Origin of the sequence: Polaromonas vacuolata (assembly GCF_012584515.1) — a bacterium.
Classification (GTDB): domain Bacteria; phylum Pseudomonadota; class Gammaproteobacteria; order Burkholderiales; family Burkholderiaceae_C; genus Polaromonas; species Polaromonas vacuolata.
The window spans coordinates 2,259,841-2,279,566 of the sequence record NZ_CP051461.1; the positions used below are offsets into that span (position 1 = coordinate 2,259,841).

Genomic DNA, 19,726 nt, shown 5'->3' on the forward strand with positions numbered 1-19,726 from the left:
AGGGTTTTCACGCGCACACTAAAGTTCATGCAATTTAACTTTATCGCCAATCGCTTGCTGCCGTCGGCTTCAGGCAAATCCATCCCAGTTATAGACCCGTCAGACGGCATGGAGTTTGACCAAATTCAGCGCAGCAATGCAGCAGACATTGACTCGGCGGTAAAAGCTGCACGCAGTTGCTTTGAGCAGGTCTGGCAAGGCCTAAGCGCCGCAGAACGCGGACGGCTAATGATGCGTTTATCCACAAAAATCGCCGCCCACGCAGAAGAGTTAGCCATGCTGGAGTTACGCGACTGCGGCAAGCCGGTGAAACAAGCCAGAGCCGACGCGGCCGCACTGGCACGCTATTTTGAGTTTTACGCCGGCGCCTGCGATAAGCTGCATGGTGAAACCCTGCCCTATCAAAGCGGGTTTAGTGTCATGACTTGGCGCGAACCGCACGGCGTAACCGGCCACATCATTCCCTGGAACTACCCCATGCAAATTTTTGGCCGCAGCGTGGGCGGGGCACTAGCGGCTGGAAACGCGTGTGTAGTCAAACCCGCAGAAGACGCCTGCCTGTCGCTTCTGCGGGTCGCCGAACTAGCCGCAGAAGTCGGTTTTCCAGCCGGCGCACTGAACATAGTCACGGGCTACGGCCATGAGGTTGGCGATGCGCTAGCTCGTCATCCCGGCATAGACCACATCAGCTTTACCGGCAGTCCAAACATAGGCACATTGATACAGCAAGTAGCCGCAGAGCGGCATTGCCCAGTGACCTTAGAGCTTGGCGGAAAGAGTCCTCAAATCGTGTTTGCTGATGCCGATTTAGACGCCGCCGTTCCCGCCATCATCAACGGTATAGTGCAGAATGCGGGCCAGACTTGTTCAGCCGGCTCACGGCTTTTGGTAGACCTTGCGATTTACGAGCCGCTGCTCGAGCGCTTAGGCCAAGCCTTTGAAAGTCTGCGCGTAGGTCCTGCCAGCATGGACTTAGACCTTGGCCCTTTGATTCGCCAAAGTCAGCAACAGCGTGTCTGGGATTACCTCAGTGATGCGCAGGTAGCCGGCATACCTATGGTGGCTCAGGGCACAGTCGTTGACGAAGCACCTGACACCGGTTTTTACCAAGCACCGACCTTGCTACGCGACGTGCCTGTCAGGCATCGCTTGGCACAAGAAGAAGTGTTTGGCCCGGTGCTTTGCGCCATGTCATTCAGAGACGAAGCGCATGCGGTAGAGCTCGCCAATTCAACGCGCTTTGGCTTAGCCGCCGGTATTTGGACCAGAGACGGCGCGCGCCAGTTCCGCATGGCTAAGCGCGTCAAAAGTGGTCAAGTGTTTATCAACAACTATGGCGCTGGCGGTGGTGTAGAACTACCTTTTGGCGGCGTGAAATCCTCTGGCTACGGGCGTGAAAAAGGCTTTGAAGCCTTGTATGGCTTTACCACTCTTAAAACGGTGGCGTTGCGACATGACTGAGATCGCAACAAAAGTAGCCACAGGCTGAAAATACAGCCAGCACATACATTCTGACCAACTTCAAATCCGGTCAACCCTACTAAGACACAGGCTTTGCGCAGCGCCGCTGTTGGCAGATTAAGCGGTTCTAAATAGTCAACACAGCCAAGTCTTTTTTGGCGCCAATTCCCATTTTTTCATTCACTTTTTCTAGGAAAAATCAATGCGAGTCAAGCATAAATCCATCATAGTTACTGGCTCAGGCGGCGGTATAGGCGAAGGCATTGCCCGCCGATTAGCCGCTGAAGGCGCGCAAGTAGTGGTTAACGACATCAACCGTGAACTAGGCGAAAAAGTCGTTGCCTCAATCATTGAAGCGGGCGGTAAAGCGGCTTTTTTTGCAGCCGATGTGGCCGACTCAGCCCAAGTCAAAGCCTTGGTCGCCTTTGCCGTTGAGCGCTTCGGATGCCTAGACGTAATGATTAATAACGCTGGCTGGACACACAAGAATCAACCGGCGCTCGATGTAAGCGAAGCCGATTTCGACAAGTGCTACGCAATTAACGTCAAAAGTATTTACCTAGCCACCGTCCATGCAACACCGGTTTTCCGAAGCCAAGGCGGCGGCAGTTTTATCAATATTGCCTCGACGGCTGGTGTGCGGCCACGCCCGGGCTTGACTTGGTATAACGGCTCAAAAGGGGTTGTCATCACGACGTCAAAGTCACTCGCTGCAGAGCTTGGCCCAGACAATATTCGTGTGAACTGTATTAACCCGGTGTTCAACCCCGAAACTGGCTTATCAGCGGAATTTGCCGGTGGCCCGCTGGATGAAGAACGCCTTTCAAAATTCCGCGCCAGCATACCGCTAGGACGTTTTTCGACCGCCTTGGACGTTGCCAACGCTGCCCTTTATTTAGCCAGTGATGAAGCCAGCTTTATCAGCGGCGTGTGCATAGAGGTCGATGGCGGACGCTGCGTCTAAAATTAATCACTCATTATTGACAGCACAGCCATAAGGTCATGCACCAGTTTGGCTAAAGAAGTGGGCCGCGATGGGGTAAATTCGATCTTTGGACCAAAATCCGAACAGGACCATGACAGCAAAAATAATTCCCATCGCCGATCTGCGCTATGCCAGCAGCACGCCACTCATTCCCAGCACATTTCAAGCGCCCAACGGCCTGTTGGGCGACACCTTAGGCCGACCGCTACGCGACCTGAGAATTAGCGTTACCGACCGCTGCAACTTTCGCTGCAGCTACTGTATGCCCAGTGAAGTCTTTAACAAGGACTACGCTTTTTTACCGCAGTCGTCTTTGCTCAGTTTTGAGGAAATCACCCGCTTAGCGAGAATTTTCGTCGCCCACGGGGTAGAGAAAATTCGCCTGACTGGCGGTGAACCGCTGCTACGCCGTCACCTTGAAGTCCTCATTGAGATGCTGGCCAAACTGCGCACGCCGTCGGGCAAACCGCTAGACATCACGCTGACCACCAACGCCTCGCTTCTGGCAAAAAAAGCCCAGTCTCTCAAAGATGCTGGGTTGCAACGCGTGACCGTCAGCCTGGATGCGCTGGACGACGCGACTTTCCGCAAAATGAACGATGTCGACTTTCCGGTCGCCGATGTCCTCGCCGGCATTGAGGCCGCGCAACGTGTTGGCTTAGCGCCAATTAAAGTCAATATGGTGGTTAAACGCGGTACCAACGACAACGAAATATTGCCAATGGCTAACTATTTCCGCGGCACGGGTAGCGTGCTGCGCTTTATCGAATACATGGACGTAGGTGCCAGCAACGGCTGGCGCATGGACGAAGTCTTGCCATCGGCCCAAGTCATAGAACGCTTGCAAACTGAGTTTCCTCTGCGCGCGATTGATGCCAATAGCGAGGGCGAAACCGCTCAGCGCTGGTCTTATCTAGACGGCGGCGGCGAGATTGGCGTGATCAGCAGCGTTACCCAAGCTTTTTGTGCCAGTTGCAACCGCGCCCGTTTGTCTACTGAGGGCAAACTTTTCTTGTGCCTATTTGCCAGCCAAGGTCACGACTTGCGCGCCCTGCTTCGCGGCAACTATGCGGACGATCAAATCGCCGCAGCCGTAGGCCATATTTGGGGCGTGCGTGATGACCGATACTCCGAGCTTAGAGCGGCTCTGCCCGCAGACAGCAGCCCACCGGGCAGCGGCGCCAAGCGCGTCGAGATGAGTTACATAGGAGGCTGAAATGCTTGAAAACGAAATATACGCACCCCTGCATTCACAAGCCATTACCGGCGTGATTCTGGCTGGCGGTCGCGGCATGCGCATGGGCGGGGCTGACAAAGGCCTGCAAAACTTCAACGGGATTCCATTAGCATTACACACCTTGATGCGGCTAGGCCCACAAGTTGGCGAGATCATGCTGAACGCCAACCGCAATCTATCGGTTTATGAATCCTTTGGCTCACCAGTTTGGCCAGACGGCGGCGGTTTAGGTGAATACGCCGGCCCGCTGGCTGGCTTTATCACCGGACTAGAGCGCTGCGAAACCGCCTATATGCTGACCGTGCCCTGCGACACACCGCTGTTTCCCAGCGATCTGGTCGAGCGTATGGCCCAAGCTTTCGCTGAGCAAGATGCCGACTTTGCAGTCGCCAGCGCACCCGAAGAAGATGGACAACTCAGGCCACAGCCGGTGTTTTGCCTGATGCGCTCAGACATGCTTGAAAGCTTGCTTCAATTTACCCATGCAGGTGGACGAAAAATAGACGCTTGGACAGCCCAACACAAGACGGTGCAAGTGCCGTTTAATTTACCAAGTGACGATAAGCGTGCCTTTTTCAACGCCAATACGCTGGCTGAGTTGCACCTGCTAGAAACCCCTGCCACCGCATGAAAACCCTAGACCAGATCGCCGCACAGCTGCAAGGCTATGACCCACAAGCTTTGCCAGCAAACAGCGTACTGGAGTTTTTAGCCGCGCTGGTCACACCCGTGCAGCAACGCATGGAAACACAGCTATTTGATGCCTTGGGCCGAGTACTGGCAGAAGATGTCATCGCACCTTTTGATGTGCCGCCGCATGACAACTCGGCAATGGACGGCTACGCCTTTGACGCCAGTCAATTAAAGCCGGGTGCTGATCTGCGTTTGCAAGTCATGGGTACGGCGCTAGCTGGAAAAGCTTGGCGCGCAAGCATTGGCGCTGGCCAGTGTTTAAAAATCATGACCGGCGCCATTATTCCAGCCGGCCTAGACACCGTCGTGCCGCAAGAAATGGTCCGCATTGATGGCGACACCATCGTCATCGCCCCAGGACTTCTCAAAGCTGGCGACAACCGACGCCTGCGTGGAGAAGACCTCAAGCAAGGTCTGCCAGCGCTGCTGAGCGGTGAGCGCCTGACACCGGCAAGACTGGGTTTGGTTGCCTCGCTTGGACTGTCTCGCGTAGTTTGCTTTCGACCACTGCGCGTGGCTTACTTCTCGACTGGCGATGAAATCCTCTCACTAGGCGAGGCTCCGCGCGAAGGCGCGGTCTATGACAGCAACCGCTACACCGTCTTTGGCATGCTCAAGCGCATGGGCTGTGAGGTCTTAGATATGGGTGTGGTGAGAGATGATCCAGCCCGGCTGGAGGTAGCTTTTAAACAGGCAGCCGAGCAAGCCGATGCCATCATTACCTCTGGCGGTGTCAGCGTTGGTGAGGCCGACCACACTAAAACCATGATGAAAAAACTCGGTGACGTCGCCTTCTGGCGTATCGCCATGCGTCCTGGCCGACCCATGGCAGTCGGCAAAATCGCTAAAACTGCGATTGAGGGCCAAGCTAAGAGCGCCATCTTGTTCGGCCTGCCGGGAAACCCAGTGGCGGTGATGGTGACGTTTCTCGCCTTTGTACGCCCTGCTTTGCTGCAAATGATGGGCTGCACGCAAACCGCACAACCCCTACTCAAAGCCAAAAGCTTGGAAGCCATTCGCAAAAAAGCTGGCCGGACTGAATACCAGCGTGGCTGGGTCTCGACCGCGGCAGACGGCAGCTTGCAAGTTAAAACGACAGGCAATCAAGGCTCAGGCGTTTTGAGTTCCATGACTCAAGCCAACGGCTTGATGGTGCTGCACCACGATCAAGGCAATTTTGGCGTTGGCGATATGGTCGATGTGCTGATGTTTGACGGGGCTATTTAAGCCAATGCGTTGGCTAACTTTTAGCTAACCAAGCATTTAACACTCAGACCAGCGCCGCAACAAATTGTTGTAAAGACCGGTCAAGCGAACAAGCGCGGGGTCTTTTTCACCGAAGCGCTGGCGTAAATCCATCAAGGCCATGTCCATCTCGTAGAGCTGACGCCGGCATTCGGTGTCCTTGACAACGCTTTGCATAAAAAGATAGCAGCCTAAGCGCTCACCACGAGTGACAGGCGTGACTTCGTGGATAGAGCCTGACGGATAAATCACCAAGCTTCCAGCCGTTAGCTTGATGCGCTTCTTACCATGCGTGTCTTGGATGCACAGCTCACCACCGTCGTAGCTAGCTGGGTCGGATAAAAACAGCGTTGCAGAAATATCGGTACGCAGCACACTGCCGTCTGGCTGATAGCGCAAGGTGCTGTCGCTATGCCAGCCGTAGTGGCTGTGCTCGCTGGTGTAGCGGTTGAAGTTGGGCGGTATCACTTTAAAAGGAAGTGCCGCCGACATCAGCAACGCTGAGCGGTTAAGAGCCCGCATCACTGTTTGCCGCAGCAAGGCCAAGCCGCTAAAACTATCGGGCAGTTGCAAGTTGTGCTTGACCGCAAGGGCTTGCGGCCCGGCGCTCAAGCCGCTCGCCCAAGGTGCGTTGACGAGTTGGGCACGTACTGTGTCCAACTCTTGGCTGGTCAACAAGTTTTCTAGCGTTAGCAGCATGTTTTACTTTAAAAGTCGTAGCGCAAGGTGGCAATCAGTTGTCGCCCTTTGCCCGGAATGCCTTGGGCACCGCCTTCAGCTAGTTGTTGTATGTAGCGCTTATCGAAAGCGTTATAGAGATTTAAGCGCAGCTGCGTACGGGGTGAAAATTTGTAAGTCGCATACAAATCCGCCACTGTGTAGCTAGGAATATTTACCTTTAATCTGCCCGTAGGTCCCGGCTGAACACCACTGGTTTGCTCATCCACGTACTGCAAACCACCGCCTAAAGTCCAACGTTGATTCACGTCGTAAGTACTGAAGATATTGAATGAATGCTTGGGCGTGCCGCCCAGCTCTTGACCCACCGCAAAAGAGTTGGCGGGTGAAGACGTCACGCGAGACTGCAAAAATGTGTAGCCGCTATAGAGCTTCCAGCGCTTGGTGACGTTACCTGCTGCCAGCACTTCAAAGCCATTGATGTGGTAGCCAACATTAGGAATGGTTACATCACCAGCAACTGCTGCGGGAAACCGACCTTCTGAAGTTTCGGTGCGAAACACCGCCACGTTGAGGTCGAGGTTTGAGCCAATATCCCACTTAGCACCGAGCTCAATCGAATTGACTTTTTCGGGCGGCGTATTAAAGCCTGCACCCACAATCGCCTCAGTAGCGCCGCCGCCAGCGAGTTGCACTTGGTTGCGGTCAAAAGAGCCTGCGACGTTGAAAGCACTGCCATAAGCAGCATAAAGCGAGGTCGCGGGATTGAGTTTGTAGACCATACCCATGCTGTAACTAAACACCTCATCTTGGCGTTGATGCGTGGTGTTAGAAGCAACATTGGCGCCAGTAAAACCGCTGCGCACGGCTGTTGCATCTACACGGTCCCAACGCCCACCTAGACTTAATTCCCATTTTGGTGAAAGTGCCAGCGTATCCAAAACGTAGACGCCAACATCTTTAGTCTCGAAGCGGTAGAGCGAGCCGTCATAGACCGGCGCAGCCGCGCCAATCACACGTTGGGCGGGGTTGTAAAGCGAAGTGCTTGGGCCTTTGGTGTCTCGACGACGTTGGTTGGAGTAGCTGTACTGCGACAGCTCCAGACCCGTCACCATATCGTGCTGGACGCTGCCGGTAGCAAAACTAAACAGCAAGTCGGTTTGGTTATTAAAGCCCTTGTCCGTCTGGTCACGAGGCTTGGTATCACCGCGTGCGGTGGTTGCGTCAACAATCCGTGGTGAGGAGGTAACCGAATCGTTGCCAACCCGGCTTAAACGCGTCTGGTTGCGCAGCACCAGACCCGAATTAAAGCTGTGCTGCACAGTCAAACCCAGGTTGTTAACCGAGACTTTTTTATAGTCGTCGGTATGGCCATAAAAGTTGTTGAAGTTCAGTCCCGGCGGCAAGACGCCGCCGTTGCCCAACACATTGCCGCGATCCATTGGTAAGCCGGCATCTGGAATATCGTTTTGCTGAGTGTGCAAAAAATCAGCTGTGATCTGGGTTGGACCGTTAAAACCCCATGTGTAAGCGGCATACAAGCCGTAGCGACTTTCGTCGGCGACATCGCGGCCTGGTATGTCGGAACTATGCGTCATGAGGTTGATACGCACCGCGCTGTCTTCACTCAAGGGTCGATTCAAATCGGCCGTGGCGCGAAAGTAGTTATCACTACCTGCGCTTACTTCAGCGCGGTTAAAGGCTTCCAAGCTGGGTTTTTTAGTCACAAAGTTAATCGTGCCGCCAGCTGATCCGCGTCCAGAAAACGCTGAGTTCGGGCCTTTCACCACCTCCAGCTGGTCAATGTAGAAAGGATCACGAAAGTAGTTACCCAAGTCGCGCGTACCGTTGACATTGATATCATCACGCGCATTAAAACCGCGAATCTTGAGTTGATCGCCACCGGGCGGATTGCCTTCACCGGCTTGCAAGCTAATGCCAGGAATATTGCGCAAAGCATCCTTTAAAGAAGTGACGTTTTGCTCTTCAAGCAAGTCGCTAGGCAATACAGAAATAATGCGCGGCGTGTCCTTTAGAGAGCGGGTGTACTTCAAGCTATCGACCTGCTGACCGCGAAAGTCGATGATATTAACTTCACCTAACTTGGGCGCAGCGACTGCTCTGCGAGCCGTAGTACTTTCTTGCGCGGTGACACTTTCCGTGATGGCTAAAGCGCTTGTCGCAATGGCAATGGCGTGCAAGAGATGTAGTCTTTGTGGTGAGCGTAATCGGAAGCAAGCTTTAGGTTTTGTCATCGGATTTAAATGCTTTATTAAGAATTGTTATCTTTGAATAAGATTGATTCGCATTAGTATTATGTATGACGCCAAACTTACAAAAGCTTAAATTCCATCAAATATCAACACTCTATTGCTACATAAGGTAACCGACCGGCCAGCGTCCAGCCGAAGATAGCGTTGACAACAGCCTCAGCAAATATTGAAAAACATCCAGGGAATTGGGCGGCTTGGCATCAGCGATGCGCCGCGTTGGCGTGCAAGATTGCGCCAAAAATAAAATTAAGTTGGTTAATTGAGACAGGAAAACTGTCAGCGCGCAGCGATTAAAGACTCAAACAAAAAGCACCTAGAGCAGTGCTGGACAGCCCGTGAAGACAGCATTCAGAACGAACTAGCTTCGGCTAGATTGATGAGAAAACTTCGCAAGACAAGCAATGCCGCTTAGTCAAAATTTGGCATACGCTTCACGCCTTCTAAAAGGCTAGGTAAAGACAAAACTGACCCTCGGTTTTACGCGCCATGCCCTTGCACCGCCTCCCTAACCAGCGCTTTGTTAGCCCCGGGGATTGCCTTGCGTGCAAACAGCGTGTACATGGTCGGCACGACGAAAATAGTCAGCAAGGTACCCAGTGACATGCCGCCCACAATCACCCAACCGATTTGAATCCGGCTCTCCGCGCCAGCCCCGTGGGCCAAGGCAAGTGGCACAGCCCCCAGCACCATGGCGCCGGTTGTCATCAAAATCGGGCGCAGCCGCTGGCTTGAGGCTTTCACCAGCGCATCAATCATCTCCATGCCATCGCCGCGCAATTGGTTGGTGAATTCCACAATCAAAATGCCGTGCTTGGTGATCAAACCCACCAGCGTGATCAGGCCGATTTGAGAATACACATTAAGCGATCCGCCGCTCCACTTAAGCGCAAACAGCGCACCCACCATAGACAGCGGCACGGACAGCATGATGACCAGCGGATCAATAAAGCTTTCAAACTGCGCAGCTAGGACCAAGAAAATAAACAATAACGCCAACACAAACACAATCGCTAACGCACCCTGAGAATTTCGAAACTCACGCGAGGTGCCGTTCAAATCCGTGCTGTAGCCGCTTTTGAGCACCTTGGCGGCGGTGAGATTCATAAATTTGAGCGCCTCGCCCAAAGAATAGTCCGGCGACAAACTGGCGGTGATAGATACCGAGCGGCGCTGACCGAAGTGATTGAGCTCTCGCGGCGAGACGTTCTCGCTGACTTTGACTAAAGCCGAGAGTGGAACCATGGCCTCGTTGCGGCCGCGCACATAAATCCGGTCTATATCCTCTGGCGTGGTTCGGCCACTGGCTTGGGTCTGAACAATCACATCGTATTGCTCAGCACCGCGTTTGTAACGTGTGACATTGCGCCCGCCTAGCAAGGTCTCAATCGCTTTAGCGACTGCATCGACACTCACCCCTAAATCACCAGCTTTGTCGCGCTCCACTTCGATTCGTAGTTCTGGCTTATTCAAGCGCAAATCAACATCGGCCGAAACTATGCCGGGATTTTTGGCTATCTCGTCCAACATCTGACGCACGGCAGCATTGAGGTTTTGATAGCTGTCCGAGGTCTGAATCACAAAGTTCAGCGGCCGCTCACGAAACCCCTGTCCGAGTGAAGGCGGTGTAATCGGATACGCAGTCACGCCCGGCAAAGCATTGAATTTTGGTGCTAACTCGCACGCCATTTCTTGCGTGGTGCGTTTACGCAGATCCCAATCAACCGTGCGGTAAACCACACTGGCTTGGCCTACTGTGGGGTTACCAACACTGGCATAGATACGGTCAAACTCTGGAAACGGCTGGCCTAGCTTTTCTAGCGCCTGCGCGTAACGGTCGGTGTAAGCCAGCGTCGCGCCGTCGGGTGCATTGACGGTGGCCAGAATCACGCCCCGGTCTTCTAGTGGGGACAACTCTGACTTCATGGTCGGATAAACCAGAACAATCGCCAGCGCACTGAGCAGCATCACAGCTAGCACTAGCCAACGCGCCTGAAGTAGCCAAGTCATGACACGCGACGGTAAGCCCGATTTTTCAGCCGGCTTTTGATAGCGCGCCGTCACCAACCAGCGTAAAGCTTGGCCATAGCGCTCTGACATAGCTGTCAACACGCGCTCCATGCCGCGGTCAAAGCGGTTTGGCTTGGGATTATGTTTGAGCAATTGAGTGCACAGCATAGGCGTGAGCGTCAGCGCGACAAAACCCGAGACCACCACCGCACCGGCCAACGCCAGCGCAAACTCCACAAACAAACGCCCGGTACGGCCGGGCGTGAAAGCCAGCGGCGCATACACGGCGACCAAAGTCGCCGTCATGGTGATGATGGCAAAACCGATTTCACGCGCACCCTTTATGCCGGCTGAAAACGGGTCCATGCCTTCTTCGATGTGGCGAAAAATGTTCTCTAGCATCACGATAGCGTCATCAACCACCAGCCCAATAGCCAGCACCAGCGCAAGCAATGTCAATGTATTAATTGAAAAACCGGCTAACGACATCAGCGTAAAAGTGCCAATCAGGCTAACCGGAATCGTGATGATGGGAATGATGGAGGCACGCGGCGTGCGCAGAAAAACAAAAATTACCAGCGCTACCAAGACCACAGCTTCGACAATCGTGCGGTAGACATTGCTTACCGAACGGTCAATAAAGACCGAGGTGTCGTTGGCAATATCGACCAAAATTTCAGGCGGCAAATCTGCTCTTAATTTGGGCAGCGCGGCCTGCACACCGCGGGATAAGTCCAAGGGATTGGCAGTGGCTTGACGAATCACTCCAATGGCGACTGCCGAGCGGCCATTCAAACGCACGGCAGTACGCTCATCGGCAGGCGCTTCCTCTACCCTTGCAACATCGCGAATCTTGATCCCAAAACCATTGACAGACTTGACCACGATGTCGGCAAACTGCGCCGGCTTAATCAAAAAGGTTTGCGAGGTAACACTAAACTCCCGCTGACGCGACTCAATCCGGCCGGCGGGCAGCTCTAAGTTGTTGCGACGTATCGCGTCTTCAACATCTTGCGTGGTCAAGCGGTAAGCCGCCAGTCGGTCGCTGTCTAACCACACCCGCATGGCGTATTTGCGTTCACCATAAATGCGCACATCGGCTACGCCGGTAACGGTTTGCAGGCGCGGTTTAACGATGCGGTTGACCAAGTCAGTGATTTGCAGCGGCGTCATAGACTCGCTGGAAAAAGCAATCTGCATCACCGGAAAAGCATCCGCCTCGACCTTGGCAATGACAGGCTCGTCTATGGTTTGCGGTAGTTTATTGCGCACTCGGGAGGTACGGTCGCGCACTTCGGCAGCGGCTGAATCTGCATCTTTTTCCAATCTAAAACGCACACTGATCTGGGCTTGCTCGGCGCGGCTAATTGAGGTGATCACGTCAACGCCGTCGATGCCGGCAATCGAGTCCTCTAGCGGTTTGGTTACCTGCGACTCAATGACTTCGGCAGAAGCGCCCGAATAGTTCACGCTCACAGTGACAACTGGCTCATCTATCTTGGGATACTCGCGCACATTGAGGCGGTTAAAACTCACCATACCAATCAGCAATATGAGCAGCGAGAGCACGGTGGCGAACACCGGCCGGCGGATAGAGACTTCAGCGAGTTGCATAGCGTGTCACAGTGTCAGTGGGTTTACTAAACGTCAAGCCATCCAGCCATCAAGGCATTAAGCCGGCAATTTGCAGGGGTTAGTTCCGACGGGTTTAAGCGCTTTAGAAAGCAGTTTTAAAGTCGCGCCTTCTAATACGTTTTTGTCCGCCTTGGTATCTGACTTGGCTTGGTTGTCTAAGATGTTTTTAGATTCATTTTTTTGTGCTGACTGGGATTGACTCACACCGCCGGGCGCAAGTGCAGCAGAAGCTAGAGCCGAAGGCCCGGCAAGGCCCGAGCGCGCGGCGCGCGCGGCCACATCCACTACAGCGACTGCCATACCATCGCGCGTCAAGCGTTGCTGACCGGTGGTGACCACCGTATCACCCGTCTCAAGCCCCTGCAAAATTTCCACCCGGCCTGGGCTGCGCAGACCGAGCTTGACTTCTACTCGTTGTGAGACTTGTCCAGACTTAGGCGATTGGCCCGGCTCGCCCTGCCCGGCTTTGTCAACCAGACGAATCACAAACTGGCGCCCGCCCTGCGGCAGCAATGCTTCTTCAGGAATCACCATGGCTTGCTCGCGTACCGCAAACACCGTGTTGACCCGGGCAAACATACCCGGGCGCAGTTGCAATCGGCGGTTGTCAATACAGGCCCGCACACTTACTGAGCGTCCATTAGCGTCAATCAGCGGATCTATCGCCGCTATCGTGGCGGTGAATTTCTCACCTTGCAGCGCATCTATATTGAGCAAAGCTGTCTGACCATTTTTGAGCTTGTTTTGAAAGCGTTCGGGCAAACGAAAGTCAACAAACACCGCATCAATATCTTCGATATTGATGATGTCCGCGCCGTCCTTGAGATAGTCGCCCACATTAACCAAACGTATGCCGGCAATGCCATCGAAAGGCGCAAGTATCTTTAAGCGCGCAGCGGCAGCTAGTGACAAGGCCAGCTTGGCTTGGGCGACTTGCAAATTAGCCGAGCTTTCGTCTAAGGAGCGCTGACTGATGAAGCCTTGCTCAACTAATTCTTGATTGCGTTTTTGATTTGCTTTTGCAATAGACAACTCAGCTTGGCTTTGCTGCACCTGAGCCTGCTGCAACTGGTCGTCCAGTTGCACCATCAGTTGACCCTTGCGCACACGCTGACCGTCAACGAAGTTCAATTGGGTAACCCTCCCACTGACCTCGGGCCTGAGCACCACACCGCGGCGCGAACGCAAGCTACCTATGGCCTGAGCTTCCTCACTTAATCTGGCGAATTCAACCTTGGCCGCTTCCACGGTTGGCGGTTTGCCAGCGCTGGGGGCAGTGCCCGCAGCGGCACTGCTTGCCGTTGCGGCGGCAATTGTGCTTGCACTACTAACCGGTGCTTGGGAGCGCTGGAGTGACCAAGCCACAGCAGAAGCAAGCGCTACGCCGGTAAACGCAATCAGCGTGTAAATTGCTTTGGAAGCCATTAAATAATTGCACAGTTAAAAGTTAAGCTGGACAGATTCAAAACCCACAACCAGCAAGCCCAAAAAAGTAAGTATACGTATTATTTGTGTGCTTTTAGGATTGATAAAGCCTGGATTTAAAACCGTCCTAAACCCAACTAAACCCAACTAAACCGGCATTAAATCTACCCTATGCACGCCCTATATTCGACCCAAGGCGCGCTCCACGCCCTTATTAGCCAAACCGTCGGCGCGCTCATTACCGGGGTCACCCGCATGCCCCTTGACCCAACGCCATTCGATTTTGTGACTGCTACTGCTGATCAAAGCATCAAGGCGCTGCCACAGATCGACATTTTTCACCGGCGCTTTCGCCGCTGTGCGCCAGCCCCTAGCTTTCCAGCCGTGAATCCACTCGGTAATGCCCTTGCGCACATACTCGCTGTCGAGATAAAGCGTGACACTGCAAGGACGCTTAAGCGCGCTCAAAGCTTCTATCACGGCCATCATTTCCATGCGATTGTTGGTTGTGCCTAACTCGCCACCGAAAATTTCTTTTTCAAAACCCGGTGCGCTGAGAATGGCGCCCCAGCCGCCCGGTCCGGGGTTACCTTTGCAAGCGCCATCGGTGTAAATTACTACCCGGTCTAGAGCGGGAGCTGCCGTACTTACAGGCGGCGTTTGCGGTGCTGGGTTTACGGCCAGATGGTTCATAAATAATATTGATTCAAACAGATTAAAAAATGCTTTAAAGCGCTGTCAGCTTGGACAAACAACGCTACCTAGCGTTACGCCAAGAATTAGCGCTGACTGACCTTGTGTCCACGGCTCGCTGCTACAGCCGGTACTGCGCTGAGCGCCTTACGCTTTTTCCAAGTCTGACCCAGTAGTCTGGCCCCGGGCACGCGCTTAACCGCAACGACGAAATAGACAGCGCCAAAAATCGGCCACCAGCGTGGGCCCAGCGTATCCATCCACTCAAAACGAGACAACCACTTAGGACTGGTCAAGGCCGGTCTATAGCAGCCAAAGCTTGCCGACTCTACCTCAAAATCGAGCAGTCTAAGCCAGTCACGCAGCCGCCAGTAACCAATGAAATCGCCAGCCTGTGGCAAAAACAAACTGTCATAGCCTAAGCGGCTATAAAAATGTGCGCGGCGCTGGCGCATGCCCCACAAGCTAGTTGGGTTGAGCCCGCAAATCACAACCCGACCTTCGGGCACCAAGACCCGCTCGACCTCACGCAAAGCGCTATGCGGATCGTCGCTAAGCTCTAAGGTATGCGGCAGCGCGACTAGGTCCAAACTGGCCGAAGGAAAAGGTAAAGCCGCAGCATCGCAAACAAATGCAGCCTCAAGCGGGGAACCTAGTGCAGACACTGCGGTCGTAGTTTTTAGCGTTTCTCGGTTAGGTGTTAACGTGATTGTTGGCGTTGAAAGCCAGCGATGCGGCATTCGATTGGCACGCAGCGCAGGCAGCTCAGGCAAGCCTAGCTGCAAAGCATGAAAGCCGAACACGTCACTGACAGCCGCATCGAACTGCTCACGCTCCCAGGCCAGCAAGTACTCGCCAGGCGGCGTCTTAAGCCAATCGGACAAATCTATAATTTGAGACTTCATATCAGGGACCACCGCATGTTTAATCTGATTCCCATTCCAGCCTTCAACGACAACTACATTTGGATGTTGCACGACGGCAAGCGCGCCCTGATCGTCGATCCAGGTCAGGCTGAGCCGGTGCTGCAAATACTCAAGAGTCAAAATTTGCAGCTAGAAACAATTCTACTCACCCATCATCACATGGACCACTGCGGCGGCGTCGATGAATTACGCCAAGCCAGCGGTGCAAAAGTCTATGGCGCGGCCAACGAAATCATGCCCCAGCCCTGCACGCCGCTTAAGGAAGGCGACACAGTTGTTGGACTTGGACTGGAGTTTTCCGTCATCGATGTGCCCGGTCACACCTCTGGTCACATTGCGTTTTACTCCCACAACATGGATGGCTTACCGATACTTTTTTGTGGCGACACGCTTTTTTCCGGCGGTTGCGGTCGTTTGTTTGAAGGCACGCCAGCCCAAATGTTGGCGTCGTTAGACAAACTTGCCCTTTTGCCAGCCGCCACGCGAGTCTGCTGTGCCCACGAATACACCTTGAGTAATTTACGCTTTGCTTGCAGCGTGGAGCCCGAAAATACTCAACTATCTCAATACCAGTCACAATGCATGGCATTGCGAGAAGCTGGCAAACCAACCTTACCCAGCACCATGGGAATGGAGTTGAGTATTAACCCATTTTTACGCACTCGTGAGCCAGTACTGCAAGCCCTAGCGAAACGAGTTGACGCCTCGGCGCAAGACGACATTTCTGTATTCGCCGTGATCAGGCAGTTGAAAAATAATTTTTAAATGACAACAAAATTTACGTTTGGCAACTGGTCCACAAGCACCCAGAAATTCTCAAACAAAGCATTGACCCGTTTGCTAACGCCATTCTTTGCACTGCTGCTAGCAGGCCTTGCTGGCTGCGCTACGCAACCAGATAAAACCAGCTTTCAAGCAGCTTTAGAATCTGATCCAGTGCTGACCAGCCAGGCGGCTTTAACGCGAACAGTACCTACATTAATCCCAGTCGGGCCACTGCAAAAAATAACTGCTGGCCGCATCATAGGTAGACCGATTTATTCAATCGAGCCGCCCAAGGAATTGTGGGAGCGTATTCGACGTGGCTTTGCGATGCCGGACTTGCAAACTGAACAAGTCACCGAGCGCGAGCAGTGGTATGCGAGTCGTCCCGACTATATTGCGCGCATGACAGAGCGTTCCAGCAAATACCTGTTTCATGTGGTTGAAGAGTTAGAGCGCCGCCAGATGCCTACTGAGTTAGCGCTATTGCCTTTCATTGAAAGCGCCTTTAATCCGCAAGCGGTCTCCAGCGCAAACGCTGCCGGCATGTGGCAATTCATGCCGGCTACTGGGCGTTACTTTGACCTCAAGCAAAACGCTTTTCGCGACGACAGACGCGACGTGCTGGCATCGACCCGGGCAGCACTAGACTACCTGCAAAAACTCTACGGCATGTTTGGCGACTGGCATTTGGCATTGGCCGCTTATAACTGGGGCGAAGGCAGCGTGAGTCGGGCGATTGCGCGCAATCAAAAAGCCGGACTCGGGACCAGTTATCTTGACTTGAATATGCCCGCCGAAACCCGGCTGTATGTGCCCAAGCTTCAGGCAATTAAGAACATCATCGCCAATCCAGATGCCTTTAAGACCGAGCTACCGCTGATTGAAAACCATCCCTACTTCCAGCAAGTTCAGATCAGCCGCGACATTGATGTGGCGTTAGCGGCAAAGCTGGCGAATGTGGATATTGCCGACTTCAAAGCCCTCAACCCTTCAGCGCACCGGCCGGTAATACTGGCCGCAGGCACGCCGCAAATACTGCTGCCGTGGGATAGTGCGACGGTATTTCAACGCAATTTCGACGCCTATTCACTGGGCCAATACGCGAGCTGGACAGCTTGGACGGCACCGTTGACGCTAAGCACTTCAGATGCAGCCAGACGTACCGGCATGCGAGAAGCCGATTTGCGCGCCATCAACAATATTCCTCCGCGTATGTTGATTAAAGCTGGCTCGACACTGCTAGTTCCACGCTCAGCAAAAATGGATGATGACGTGACCAGCCATGTGGCCGACACCGGCCAGATGACATTAGCACCAGAAATTATCACGCACCGCAGCAGTGTCAAGGCGCGAAAAGGCGAGACAGTTGCCAGCATTGCCAAACGCTTTAGCGTGACTGCAACAAGCGTCGCAGACTGGAACGACGTCAAGGCTGATGCCAAATTTAAGTTGGGCAGCCAAGTGATAGTGTTTTTGCCGATCAAAGCACAAAGCGCAACATCAAGATCAACCCACAGCAAACACGCCGTGAGCAAAAGAAAACGGCGCTAAAGCCGTTTCTACACAAGCTTTAGCGCCAATAAAAAATTAGCCTAAAAAAGTCTTTAGATTCGTATGCCACTGACGCCAAACAAACCGACAAGTCCTATCAGGATCAGATAAATGGCAACGATGTAATTGAGTAAACGCGGCATGGCGAGAATCAGCACACCGGCTATCAGCGAGACTATGGGGCCAATGCTCATGGAGAGGTTCATATTCATTCCTTAGGTTGTACACACAAACTTTAGCGGTGTGCTCAAACCCAAGCTGTAGGACAGCAGGAATTTATTCTCAAGCCACAAGCTCAAGCCACAAATACCAGCCACTAATGCAAGCCACTAATGCAAGCCACAAGTTCAAGCCACAAGTGCAAGCCGAAAACAAAAGGTGGCTGAGTAGTTTAGGTTGTCAGCGCTCAGCGCTCAAACCATTACAGACTTTGGGTAGTCCCGCTGCGCGGTTGCCAACGCATGAGTTTTTTCTCCGCCCGAGTCACCAGCCCATCAAGCACTAAAGCGCATGCCGTTAAAACGGCGATACCAGCGAACACTGTATTCACATCAAACGTGCCTTCTGCCTGCAAAATCAAGTAACCCACCCCACGCGCAGAGCCCAAATACTCACCCACTACCGCGCCAACAAAGGCCAGACCCACAGAGGTGTGCAAACTGGAAAACACCCAGCTAGTGGCGCTTGGCAAATACACCGTGCGCAGCAACTGACGCTGATTCGCGCCCAACATACGCGCATTAGCAAGCACCACGGGACTGACTTCCTTCACACCTTGATAGACGTTAAAGAAAACAATAAAGAACACCAAAGTCACGGCCAGCGCCACCTTGCTCCAAATACCAAGACCAAACCAAAGCGCAAAAATCGGCGCCAAAATTACCCGTGGCATGGAATTAGCCGCCTTGATGTAGGGGTCCAAAATTGCGCCCGCAGTCGGCGCCAAAGCCAACCAAAGACCGGCGCCCAATCCCAAGCCGGTGCCAATACCAAAGGCCAGCACGGTCTCTAGCAAGGTCGTGCCTAGGTGGATATAAATATCAGCGCGGCCGTCCAAGCCGTCGGGAAACAAGCTGTTGGGCGCAATCCCAAACGGCATAAACCAACTCCAAACACGGCCGGCCACTTGCAACGGCTCGCCCATGAAAAAGGCGGCTTGCTTATCCAGCGAAACAATTTGCCATGTCACTAAAAAAATCGCCAGCAAACCGAATTGCCAAGCGCGCAGGTTGCTACTCGAAGGTTTTATAAAACGCCACATGATCAAGCCGCCTTGGTCAATTGTTGGGCGTAGCCCTTGAGTACTTCGTCCCTGAGAACCCCCCAGATCTGCGTGTGCAGTTCCACAAAGCGCGGCTGCATACGCGACTCGGAAACATCGCGAGGTCTAGGCAAATCAATCACAAACTCACCAATCGGATGCGTCGCCGGGCCAGCCGACAGCACCACCACACGGTCACTCATGGCAATCGCCTCGTCTAAATCGTGGGTGATAAAAAGCACGGCTTTTTTCTTCGCTGCCCAAAGGTCTAACACCTCGTTTTCCATCAACTGACGGGTTTGAATATCGAGCGCGCTAAACGGCTCGTCCATCAAAATAATATCCGGATCTAAAGCCAACACCTGCGCCAGTGCGCAGCGCTTACGCATGCCGCCAGACAACTCGTGAGGATAGCGCTCACCAAAACTACCTAGACCAACTCTCTCCAGCCAAGCCTGGGCTTGAGCGCGCGCCTCCTCATCTGGCAAACCGCGGTATTGCAGACCGACCATGACGTTGTCAATCGCACTTCGCCAAGGCATGAGCGCATCGGCCTGAAACATATAGCCAGCCCGAGTGTTGATGCCGTTTAGTGGTTCACCAAAAACCTTGACGCTACCAGTCGATGGCGCGAGCAGACCAGCACCAATATTGAGCAATGTTGACTTGCCGCAGCCAGTCGGCCCGACCAAAGAGACAAACTCGCCAGCTCGAATGCGTAACGTGGTGTCGCCCACAGCGTTGTAGCGCTGAATAGGTTGACCTTTAACCCTGGGGTTTGAAAAAAATGTACAGGAAACGTCCTGCAACTCCAGTGCAAATTCATTCATGCAATCACTCTAAATCCGTGAAAACGATAGGGCTAGAGTAAGGAAGTTCAAATCCAAAACA

General features: G+C 53.4%; 16 protein-coding genes. 7 read left to right on the forward strand and 9 right to left on the reverse strand.

The window, feature by feature from the left end:
* Window positions 1–27 precede the first annotated feature (27 nt).
* From HC248_RS10295 to moeA, 5 genes are all read left to right on the forward strand, one after another.
* Entirely contained in the window at window positions 28–1,461 is a 1,434-nt protein-coding gene (locus HC248_RS10295) for an aldehyde dehydrogenase family protein (RefSeq protein WP_168922393.1), read from the forward strand.
* Window positions 1,462–1,663: 202 nt separating this feature from the next.
* Window positions 1,664–2,425 (forward strand): SDR family oxidoreductase, encoded by a 762-nt coding sequence (locus tag HC248_RS10300; protein WP_168922394.1) that lies wholly within the window; start codon window positions 1,664–1,666, stop codon window positions 2,423–2,425.
* Window positions 2,426–2,537: 112 nt separating this feature from the next.
* Window positions 2,538–3,662: a GTP 3',8-cyclase MoaA gene (moaA, locus tag HC248_RS10305; protein ID WP_168922395.1), complete on the forward strand. Its 1,125-nt coding sequence runs from the start codon at window positions 2,538–2,540 to the stop codon at window positions 3,660–3,662.
* A 1-nt stretch (window position 3,663) separates the two neighbouring features.
* Window positions 3,664–4,314 carry a molybdenum cofactor guanylyltransferase MobA gene (mobA, locus tag HC248_RS10310; RefSeq protein WP_168922396.1) on the forward strand — a complete coding sequence of 217 codons (651 nt, stop codon included), beginning with the start codon at window positions 3,664–3,666 and terminating at the stop codon, window positions 4,312–4,314.
* A complete protein-coding gene (moeA, locus tag HC248_RS10315; RefSeq protein ID WP_168922397.1) occupies window positions 4,311–5,603 on the forward strand; it encodes a molybdopterin molybdotransferase MoeA in 1,293 nt (430 codons plus the stop codon). The genes mobA and moeA overlap by 4 nt, the downstream gene beginning before the upstream one ends.
* Window positions 5,604–5,639: 36 nt before the next feature.
* On the opposite strand, the gene HC248_RS10320 is transcribed toward moeA, so the two are convergent.
* The 6 genes from HC248_RS10320 to HC248_RS10345 form a co-directional block, all read right to left on the reverse strand.
* On the reverse strand, window positions 5,640–6,320 hold the full coding sequence (locus HC248_RS10320; protein WP_168922398.1) for a Fe2+-dependent dioxygenase: 681 nt from the start codon (window positions 6,318–6,320) through the stop codon (window positions 5,640–5,642).
* Between the two features lie 8 nt (window positions 6,321–6,328).
* Window positions 6,329–8,500, reverse strand: a complete 2,172-nt coding sequence (locus tag HC248_RS10325; RefSeq protein ID WP_202882367.1) for a TonB-dependent receptor — start codon at window positions 8,498–8,500, stop codon at window positions 6,329–6,331.
* A 549-nt stretch (window positions 8,501–9,049) separates the two neighbouring features.
* Window positions 9,050–12,193, reverse strand: coding sequence for an efflux RND transporter permease subunit (locus HC248_RS10330; RefSeq protein ID WP_168922400.1), 3,144 nt, complete (start codon window positions 12,191–12,193; stop codon window positions 9,050–9,052).
* A gap of 57 nt (window positions 12,194–12,250) precedes the next feature.
* Window positions 12,251–13,639 carry an efflux RND transporter periplasmic adaptor subunit gene (locus HC248_RS10335; RefSeq protein ID WP_168922401.1) on the reverse strand — a complete coding sequence of 463 codons (1,389 nt, stop codon included), beginning with the start codon at window positions 13,637–13,639 and terminating at the stop codon, window positions 12,251–12,253.
* Window positions 13,640–13,819: 180 nt separating this feature from the next.
* Window positions 13,820–14,332, reverse strand: a complete 513-nt coding sequence (gene rnhA / locus HC248_RS10340; RefSeq protein ID WP_168922402.1) for a ribonuclease HI — start codon at window positions 14,330–14,332, stop codon at window positions 13,820–13,822.
* An 86-nt stretch (window positions 14,333–14,418) separates the two neighbouring features.
* The gene (locus HC248_RS10345) at window positions 14,419–15,237 is read right to left on the reverse strand and encodes a class I SAM-dependent methyltransferase (protein ID WP_202882368.1); all 819 of its coding nucleotides are present in this window, start codon (window positions 15,235–15,237) and stop codon (window positions 14,419–14,421) included.
* A gap of 15 nt (window positions 15,238–15,252) precedes the next feature.
* Here HC248_RS10345 and gloB point away from each other — a divergent pair, with 15 nt between their 5' ends.
* Both gloB and HC248_RS10355 read left to right on the forward strand, forming a co-directional pair.
* The gene (gene gloB, locus HC248_RS10350; protein ID WP_202882369.1) at window positions 15,253–16,023 is read left to right on the forward strand and encodes a hydroxyacylglutathione hydrolase; all 771 of its coding nucleotides are present in this window, start codon (window positions 15,253–15,255) and stop codon (window positions 16,021–16,023) included.
* Window positions 16,024–17,574: a transglycosylase SLT domain-containing protein gene (locus tag HC248_RS10355; RefSeq protein ID WP_168922403.1), complete on the forward strand. Its 1,551-nt coding sequence runs from the start codon at window positions 16,024–16,026 to the stop codon at window positions 17,572–17,574.
* Between the two features lie 53 nt (window positions 17,575–17,627).
* Here the strand turns inward: HC248_RS10355 and HC248_RS10360 are convergent, their stop codons facing one another.
* The 3 genes from HC248_RS10360 to HC248_RS10370 all read right to left on the reverse strand — a co-directional run bounded on the left by HC248_RS10360 (window position 17,628) and on the right by HC248_RS10370 (window position 19,665).
* Window positions 17,628–17,780, reverse strand: a complete 153-nt coding sequence (locus tag HC248_RS10360) for a DUF3096 domain-containing protein (protein WP_168922404.1) — start codon at window positions 17,778–17,780, stop codon at window positions 17,628–17,630.
* Between the two features lie 215 nt (window positions 17,781–17,995).
* Window positions 17,996–18,835, reverse strand: coding sequence for an ABC transporter permease (locus HC248_RS10365; protein WP_168922405.1), 840 nt, complete (start codon window positions 18,833–18,835; stop codon window positions 17,996–17,998).
* 2 nt (window positions 18,836–18,837) lie between these two features.
* Window positions 18,838–19,665, reverse strand: a complete 828-nt coding sequence (locus HC248_RS10370; RefSeq protein WP_168922406.1) for an ABC transporter ATP-binding protein — start codon at window positions 19,663–19,665, stop codon at window positions 18,838–18,840.
* Window positions 19,666–19,726 lie beyond the last annotated feature (61 nt).